The organism is Pseudoduganella sp. (assembly GCF_041914865.1).
Classification (GTDB): domain Bacteria; phylum Pseudomonadota; class Gammaproteobacteria; order Burkholderiales; family Burkholderiaceae_D; genus Rugamonas.
The window spans coordinates 1-5,051 of the sequence record NZ_JAYSCO010000110.1 but is presented as its reverse complement, the minus strand read 5'-3'; the positions used below and the strand labels follow the sequence as shown (position 1 = coordinate 5,051).

Below are 5,051 nucleotides of genomic sequence, written 5' to 3'. Positions count from 1 at the left end.
CCACGTCGAGCGCCTGCAGGCGGCGCTCGGCCAGGCGCTGGCCGTGTTCGCGGCTGGTGTAGGCGTAGGCGCCGGGCACGTCGCGCGCGGTGAGGGCCGGGCCCGAAACGTTCGCGCTGTCGGCGCCGCCGGCGCTGGCTGGGCGCTGGCCCAGGGTGCGGTAGTCCCAGCTTTGCAGCGCGACCTCGCCGGTCAGCAGGCTGGCTTGCTGGCGCCAGCGGTCCATGCTGTCTTCGCGCATCACTGCGCCGGGCTGGGTGAAGCGTACGCTGGCCTGGGTGTTGGGCTGGAAGGCGCCGTTATGGTCGGCGATCACCAGCACGTGGCCGTCGTCGCGGTGCTCGTAGTAGTAGAACAGGCCTTCTTCGGCCATCAGGCGCTCGGCAAAGGCCCAGTCGCTTTCCTGGTATTGCGTGCACAGGCTGCGCTTGGGGTAGGCGGCGCGGTCGGCCAGATCGAAGCGCCATTCGGGCACCAGGGCGCCCTGGCCTTGCCAGCTGCCCAGCACCGCGTCGAGGATGTCGCAGACCGACATGTCCTGGAATACGCGGCTGTCGCGGTTGTGCGCGAGGAAGGCGGTCCAGGGCTCGACCCGCACGCTGTAGCGCGCAAATCCACCATTCGATGCATTCAGCTCGATGGCCGTGATGTGGCCGTGGAAGGGGCGCAGTGCCTGCGGCCCGGCGGCCGTCACCAGCTCCAGCAGGGCGGGCTGGCCGATCAGCGATTTGAGCGGAATGGCGGCGTCGGTGGAGAGTGTGCTGATGTCGAAAACGAACGGTTTGCCAATTGCTTCTTCACCGCGCACGCACTCCACTATCAGGGGCGCGCAAGTCGTCAGGCGCAGCAGGCGCGTGTCTTGTGTGAGGCGATCCAGCATTCGATTGTCATTTCGATAACTGTGCGAATCGCTATTACAGCTTAGAAATACTGCTCAGGCAAGTGCGTTTTCAATCGTGCGCGCCTTACTTTCCCATCGCTAGTTTTTGCCGGGGTCGAGTGAGGCGACTTTGCGCTTCTGGCCCTCCAGCCAGCCTGCGGGTATCTTCGCCAGCAGCGGATCGTTTGCTTTCAGGCTGATCCAGCTCTTGCCGCCGTTCGCCGAATACACCAGCAGGTTTGGGTGTTTGTCCATGTCGCCCAGGATCGCGGCGAGCCAGATTTGCTGATCGTCCACGATATAGCTGCTGCTCAAGGCGGACAGCTTTGCCGGCAGTTTGACCCTGCGCCATTTGCTGCCGTCTTTGGAAACCATCAGGGTTTGTTCGACGCTTCCGGTGACCCACCAGCCGCCACGACGCGAATGGCCCAGTTCCACCAGCAGGTCCGGGTCGCCCAACTTGGCGGCGACGGTGGACTTGCAAGTCGCCGGGTCGATGCGCTGCACGTGGTAGCGCGCTGTCTGGCCATCTTCCAGGAAGTTTGTGACCAGGACGAGGATCGATTTGTCGGATGCCGCCAGGTTGACGTTGTACGCTTGCAGCGCTTCCAGCGGGGTGCGATCGGCCGGCGCACCCAGTTGCTGATAGTCGATCGTGCAACGCGCCTGGCCGTGGCGCAGCTCGTAGCCGGTGGCGCTGGCCGCGACCTGCAAACCGTTTGGCAGCTGGATCGCATCCTGGCTGTTGGCCAGGCTTTTCCCCGTTGCGGGGTCGATGATATGGGGGCCCGCATGGATCCTTCCCGCTTCGTCCAGCTGGAGCGGCGGCCATGCGCGGCCGGCTGGCTGGTTTTGCAGGGTGATGGGCTGTTCGCCCTGCACCACGATCGTGTCCGCGCTTTCGCTAACGGCGACCTTGCCGACTTTGTAGTGCAGGCCCTGGTCATCGGCGTGCGCATTGGCGTGCAGCAGGGCTGCGGCAATCAGGAGGGCGCTGTATTTCATGGGGCCTTCTTCATCATGTCTTGTCCTGCGGGCGAAAGCCAGAAGCGCGAGCGCCCGATATGGGTACCCTGGCCGCCTGGCTTGTAGCCGCGGAAATTGTCGAACTGGTAGGCGGCGGTTGGACCGGTTGCCATGAAGACGCGGATCGCTTCCAGCGCTTCATCGAGGTCGGCGCATTCGAATTTGTTCAGTTGCTGCGGGGCCGCGTTCACGTTCTTGTATTTGGCCGTGTCGCGGAACACCGTCTCAAACTGGTTCGGCGCCACGCATACTTCGCGGAAGGTCTTGGCGATGTAGGCGTTGGAGGGGTAGCCCTTGCGGTTCAGGCGGAAATGGTTGACGTTCATGATCGCCGCCTTTTCCTTGTCCCGGTCGGCCTTGTCAGGCAGCTGCATGCGGCCGGATGCCTCGGCGTACAGCACCTTGGCCATGAAGTTCAGGTCTTTGCCGGTGAATTCAAGGCTGGCCGTGCGTGCGGGGGCGTTGCTGATCTTGTACGTCTTCGCCTCGTCGAACCAATCCGGCGCGCAGATCAGGATTTCGTGCCCTTGCTTGTCGGAGGTTGGCGTCAGCGCCGCGTCGCGGGTCAGGGTGCTGTCGGTCATGGTTTCTGGCTCCCTTCTTCAGGCGCGCTCGAAAGCAGCGAGACCACGAGGACGGAGATGGAGTAGTTGACCGAGCGGATCATGCCGTCGGTCGGCATGGCCTGCGGCCCTTCGAAGCCGCAGGCAAGGGCGGCAACCTGGCGCGTGCCCATCCACTGCTTCAGGGGCTTATCGAGCGTTACGCGGGTATCCTGCAGCTTCACGAATGGCAGCGGGAAATCGAACACTTCGGCGAGCACCTGCGTTTCCCCCGGCGCCATGCTGCGCAACAGGGCGCGCAGCTTTGCCGGGTCGCCGCAGTGCTGTTGCGCCAACTGCGTAAAGCGCTCGTGGTCGATGGTCTCCAGGCTGAATTTCGGTAACGCGGAGTAGCGCACGTTCACCTGCGCCGATGCGCCGGCTGCTATCCGTCCGCTCCATCCGTAAGTGAGCTTGGCTTGCCAGTCGCTGATGCGGATGTTCTGCAGGGTGGGCAGCTTTTCCAGCTTCTTCCAGTCTGCCTGGTTGGGTGGAACCGGATCGATCCCGGCTTTGCGCAGGATGCCGGTAATGTCCTGGCCCAGGAAGTAGGCGCGCGGGTAGCGCGATACCGGCAGCGGCTTGCCGTCCTGGAGGACTTTCAGTTCGGGGAAGGTCTTGTCGGCATATTCTTCGCCTTCGCCCAGGTACTCGAACAGTGGCGTCGCTGCGTAGAAGCCGGCATGCTGCGGCTGTTTGGTATCGTTGCGCAGGGCAATGGCGATATCGACTTCATGACCCTGCAGTTTGATATGCACGCCGTGCACATAGGGGGCGCCCTGTTGCATGCCGAGTGTCAGCGGTACCCCATTCTCGAATTCGTAGGCGGATGCCGGGCTGGCCAGGCAGCACGATGCCAGGGCGCATGCCAGCGCTGGACGGAGCTTGTTCATCATTTGCAGTTCAGCTTGAAGTAGCGGAATACTTTGTAACGGTCGGGCCGGAATGCCGCGATGTTGTAGGGCGCATAAGGCGCGTAGCGCCGGTCGTTAAAGGCGGTGTACATATCGTTCATGACGTTCTTGCCGTTCTTTGTCACGCCAGTATTGCGCTTCGGATGCCCCTCCGGGAAGGGGGCGTAGATCGCCATATGGCCGGGCCAGAGCAGCACGTCCCCGGCTTGCATCGGCGTGCTGCTGACATCGATCTCGCGGAACTGGTGGCTCTTCGCCGCGTAGCCTGCGAACGCGAAGGTCGGCTGGTAAGGGTAGGGGAAGCCTGCCTCGACGTAGATCTTGTTGGTGGTGCCGGAGCAGTCGCCCTTGACGCCGCGCTGCGAGCCGGCGCCAATCGCCTTGTACTCGGTACCTTCCCATGTGGCGGCTACCTCAATGATCTTCCAGCCTTCGGCCTCGGTGATGAACTCGCCGATGGTGCATTCCTTGCCTTGGGTGTTGCTCTTTTCGCTGGTGGAGGACTTCTCCAAAACTGCATCATCTGGCATTAGCCGGTTCCTTCCGTCGCTGAAAATTCTTCTTGTACGTGCAGCAGTTCCACGCTCTCGATCTTATCGCTGGTGAACAGGAGCGTCCGGCCTTCGTCGTCCGTCACTCCTTCCAGTTCTACGCCATCGGCCGAACGGATCTTGTAGCGCAGGTTGGCGAGCGGCTGGCCGAGCGGGTCGCGCAGCACGAAGTGCTCGTCATACGATTCCTCGATCAGCTCGAAGCGCGCCACCTGGCCCATGAATCCCTCCAGGATCGAGGTGCGGCCGTCGGCGGCGGTAAAGCCTTCGATGGTCTTGTTTGCCGTCAGCGCGCGGTAGCGGCGGTTGGCGACTGGCTTGCCGTTGTGCGACTTCAGGACGAAGTGCTGGTCGGCGGCTTCGCCTTCAAAGCGCGGCATCAGCGGCAGGGCGTGCTGGCTTTGGCCGGCGCCGGACAGTTCTTTCTTGCTGGCCTTGAACTCCACTTTGCCGGGCGCGTTCAACTCGATATTGCCGCCTTCGATGCGGATGGCGGCGCCTTGCGTCGTCAACAGCACGTGCTTGTTGGCGGCGACGTTGATTTCGGCGTTGATGCTGGCCACAGTCACCAGTTTGTCGGCGGTCAGTTGCGTTGCGCCTTCCTGGCTTTGGCTGCTCCATTTGCCGCTGGCGGCGTGCAGGTGCATGCCGCCGTCTTTGCCGTAGGTGAACAGGCTGATGCCGGTCGCTGCGGCGTGGTGCAGGTTGGCCTGGCTGGCGAAGTTGATCGCAGTCCCGGCGCTGACCGAGCCGGCCAGCGAGCCGGCCAGGATCGCGTTGGCGGGCGTGGCGGCGACGATGCCGGCCGGGCTGTCCAGCTGCATCAAGGGCGTGCGGAAGGCGGCGACACCGCCCGTCTTCGCTGCCTGGGTTTCAATAGTGTGTTCCAGGCCTTGGATGGAAGGCAGCTTGTCGCTCTCGGTCTCCTGCGGCAGATCGGCTTTGTGCGTGCGAGCGCGGTCGGCCAGGTCCTTTTGCAGCTGGCGGCTCGATTGCGTCACGCGCGTGGCGGGGCGCACGTCGAGCACCTGGCCGGAGGCGCCGCGCGCGGACTGGCTGGTCAGCAGCATGCCTTGCC

6 protein-coding genes are annotated in these 5,051 nt (G+C 63.4%); all 6 read right to left on the bottom strand.

Going from position 1 to position 5,051, the window contains the following annotated elements; translation table 11 throughout:
• A partial coding sequence (locus tag ACE3TQ_RS26675; protein ID WP_374586753.1) for a type VI secretion system Vgr family protein occupies positions 1-880 on the bottom strand: 880 nt, incomplete at its 3' end.
• Between the two features lie 99 nt (positions 881-979).
• Positions 980-1,885 carry a hypothetical protein gene (locus tag ACE3TQ_RS26670; RefSeq protein ID WP_374586751.1) on the bottom strand — a complete coding sequence of 302 codons (906 nt, stop codon included), beginning with the start codon at positions 1,883-1,885 and terminating at the stop codon, positions 980-982.
• Positions 1,882-2,490, bottom strand: a complete 609-nt coding sequence (locus ACE3TQ_RS26665; protein ID WP_374586750.1) for a hypothetical protein — start codon at positions 2,488-2,490, stop codon at positions 1,882-1,884. Before ACE3TQ_RS26665 ends, ACE3TQ_RS26670 begins: the two co-directional genes overlap by 4 nt.
• Entirely contained in the window at positions 2,487-3,404 is a 918-nt protein-coding gene (locus tag ACE3TQ_RS26660) for a DUF4424 family protein (RefSeq protein ID WP_374586748.1), read from the bottom strand. The genes ACE3TQ_RS26665 and ACE3TQ_RS26660 overlap by 4 nt, the downstream gene beginning before the upstream one ends.
• Positions 3,401-3,952, bottom strand: coding sequence for a hypothetical protein (locus tag ACE3TQ_RS26655; protein ID WP_374586746.1), 552 nt, complete (start codon positions 3,950-3,952; stop codon positions 3,401-3,403). Before ACE3TQ_RS26655 ends, ACE3TQ_RS26660 begins: the two co-directional genes overlap by 4 nt.
• A partial coding sequence (locus ACE3TQ_RS26650) for a DUF2345 domain-containing protein (RefSeq protein WP_374586744.1) occupies positions 3,952-5,051 on the bottom strand: 1,100 nt, incomplete at its 5' end. The genes ACE3TQ_RS26650 and ACE3TQ_RS26655, both read right to left, overlap by 1 nt.

What these genes read in the sequence shown, in the direction of transcription:
- ACE3TQ_RS26660 (WP_374586748.1), bottom strand. Translation starts at nt 3,404, where the DNA reads ATGATGAACAAGCTCCGTCCAGCGCTGGCATGCGCCCTGGCATCGTGC.
- ACE3TQ_RS26670 (WP_374586751.1), bottom strand. Translation starts at nt 1,885, where the DNA reads ATGAAATACAGCGCCCTCCTGATTGCCGCAGCCCTGCTGCACGCCAAT.
- ACE3TQ_RS26655 (WP_374586746.1), bottom strand. Translation starts at nt 3,952, where the DNA reads ATGCCAGATGATGCAGTTTTGGAGAAGTCCTCCACCAGCGAAAAGAGC.
- ACE3TQ_RS26665 (WP_374586750.1), bottom strand. Translation starts at nt 2,490, where the DNA reads ATGACCGACAGCACCCTGACCCGCGACGCGGCGCTGACGCCAACCTCC.